This is a genomic window from Streptomyces sp. NPDC057654, from assembly GCF_042800135.1.
Classification (GTDB): Bacteria; Actinomycetota; Actinomycetes; order Streptomycetales; family Streptomycetaceae; genus Streptomyces.
Genome location: NZ_JBHVHQ010001160.1, coordinates 1 through 2,144 on the forward strand (window position 1 = coordinate 1; position 2,144 = coordinate 2,144).

Annotated in this window: 3 protein-coding genes and 1 pseudogene; 2 read left to right on the forward strand and 2 right to left on the reverse strand. The window is 66.3% G+C overall.

The genetic code is table 11. The features are described 5' to 3' along the window. Positions 1-364 (reverse strand): ATP-binding protein (locus tag ACFU99_RS41550; RefSeq protein WP_384403377.1); only part of this gene is annotated, 364 nt, incomplete at its 3' end. A gap of 175 nt (positions 365-539) precedes the next feature. On the opposite strand from ACFU99_RS41550, the gene ACFU99_RS41555 reads away from it, so the two are divergent. Continuing rightward, positions 540-1,385 (forward strand): helix-turn-helix domain-containing protein, encoded by an 846-nt coding sequence (locus ACFU99_RS41555; RefSeq protein ID WP_384403380.1) that lies wholly within the window; start codon positions 540-542, stop codon positions 1,383-1,385. Further along, a complete protein-coding gene (locus ACFU99_RS41560; RefSeq protein ID WP_384403383.1) occupies positions 1,385-1,600 on the forward strand; it encodes a DUF397 domain-containing protein in 216 nt (71 codons plus the stop codon). The genes ACFU99_RS41555 and ACFU99_RS41560 overlap by 1 nt, the downstream gene beginning before the upstream one ends. 30 nt (positions 1,601-1,630) lie before the next feature. Here the strand turns inward: ACFU99_RS41560 and ACFU99_RS41565 are convergent. After that, a pseudogene (locus ACFU99_RS41565) lies at positions 1,631-2,144 on the reverse strand (hypothetical protein); the annotation flags it as partial.

A 2,144-nucleotide genomic window follows, 5' to 3' on the forward strand; every position in this document is an offset into this window, starting at 1 on the left:
GTGAAGGGATAACCCCCCATCGTTCCGTCACGGCGGAGACGAGGCCGAGGCCGCGGCCGTGCTCTGAGGTGGGGGTGGCGGCCAGCAGGGTGGGGAGGGCTCGGCTGTCTGGGTCGCGGACCTCAAGGCGGAGGTTCGGGCCGTTCATTGAGAGAGCCAGGGTGGTGGGTGTGCCCGGGCCTACGTGTGTGATGACGTTGGTGACGAGTTCGCTGACACAGAGCTGAGCCACATCGATCAGCGCCGGCAGATCCCATGTCGTCAGGTGCATGCGAATGATTCGCCGTAGGGCGGCCACTTCCTGGGGTTCGGCCAGGAAGGCAATCTCCCATGCCCTTCTCAAACTGTCGTGATCGATGTCCATACGCGCCAACCCCTTTGTTCGCCGCAGACGCGAGCACTTCTGTCGTTTCGTGTGCGAGCATGGCAGCGCCCATCCCGCTATGCAATGTGCACAAAGGGATTCGCCCTATCGAGTGACTGGCGGCAGATCGACCACCCGATGAGACTGAACTCCAGGTACCGAACGAAGGGTTGAAGTGGCCGGTTCACCAACCGCTCGTCGCCGTCGGCTGGCGATCGAGCTCAAGAAGCTCCGTGAGGACAACAAGCTCACCTGCGCCCAGGTCGGGGAGGCGCTCGACTGGAGTGGCTCCAAGGTCAATCGGCTGGAGACGGGCCAGGGGCGAGTGCAGCCGTCCGACATCGATGCTCTCTGCCGTTACTACGAGACCTCCGAGGACCTGCGCGAACTGCTGAGAGTGCTCGCCAAGGAGTCGAAGACCCGCGGGTGGTGGCATGCGTACGGCGATGCCGTGCCGGGCTGGTTCTCCGTCTATGTCGGGCTGGAGCAGGCGGCCGCGGGGCTACGAACGTACGAATGCGAGTTCGTTCCCGGGCTGCTTCAGACAGCGGAGTACGCACGGGAGTTGCATCGCGCCACGACGCAGGCGCACTCGGACGACACGGAACGAATGATCGCCGTGCGCATGGAGCGCCAGGCTCTGCTCACCGCTCCCGTACCGCTGGAGTTGTGGGCGATCGTGCACGAGAGCGTGTTGCGTCACGTCATCGGGAACGCCGCGGTGATGCGCGAGCAGTTCCAGCACATACTGGATATGGCCCAGTTGAAGAACGTCACGGTCCAGGTGCTGCCGTTCGACGCCGGGACCTATCCGGCTACCGGAGCGTTCACGTTGCTGGGGTTTCCCGAGCAGGAGGACCCCGATGTCGTGTACCGCGATGGTCTCTCGGACGCTGTCTACCTGGAAGGCCCACAAGACATCGCTCGGTACACGAAGGCTTTCGACAACCTGCGTGCGTTGTCCTTGAGTCCGCGGCGTTCGAGCGACCTGATCACACACTCGATGCAAGGACTTGCCTGATGACCGATTCAGTACCTCTCCACTGGCGCAAGAGCAGCCACAGCAACGGCTCCGGCGGCAACTGCGTTGAGATAGCCGTCCCCCGCGGTCCCCACGACAACATGCTGGTGCGGGACTCCAAGGTCCCGGGAGGGCCCGTACTCGGGTTCTCCCAGGAGGCTTGGGCCGCGTTCGTTGGATCCGTGCGTCGAGGGTATGACGGCTCCGGCCGCTGATCATCCGTCCTGGTCGACGCCCCCGGCCGATTACTCCGTCTCCACCCGCACCCCCCGCGCCGCCCCCGCCCGATATCCCGCCGTCAGCGCCCTGCTCAGGTCCGTGATCAAGGCCGCCGGGTCGGTGTTCAGGGTGGTGGGGGTGGTGGTGATGACGTGGATGGAGTGGGATTCGAGGCGTTGGCGGCGGGGGTGGTGGGGGGTGGGGTGGAGGAAGGGGTAGGCCGGGGATGCGATCTCCAGGGCTACGCCCGCCGCGGGCCAGTACGCGGTCGGGGCGGCGATGAATTCGCCGGTGGCCGTGTAGAGGTCCGGGTTCCATAGCGGGGGCGGGAGGGGGGAGTTCGCGATGACTGCCCTTGCCCTGCCCTCCGCCGACGATGCCACGCCCGCCGTCAGTTCCTCCGCCGCCCTGGCGACCGTGGGGCTGCGGTCCAGGCCGGCCGCGGAGAGTTCGTCGACCAGGTCGACCGCCGTGCAGAAGTCGCGCTGGACCGCCGCGGTGAGGATGGCCCGCAGGCCGTTCGGGCGGCCCGTCCAGCGG

Bases quoted from the DNA above. Each gene is read 5' to 3' on its own strand.
- ACFU99_RS41560 (WP_384403383.1), top strand. From the start codon at position 1,385: ATGACCGATTCAGTACCTCTCCACTGGCGCAAGAGCAGCCACAGCAAC.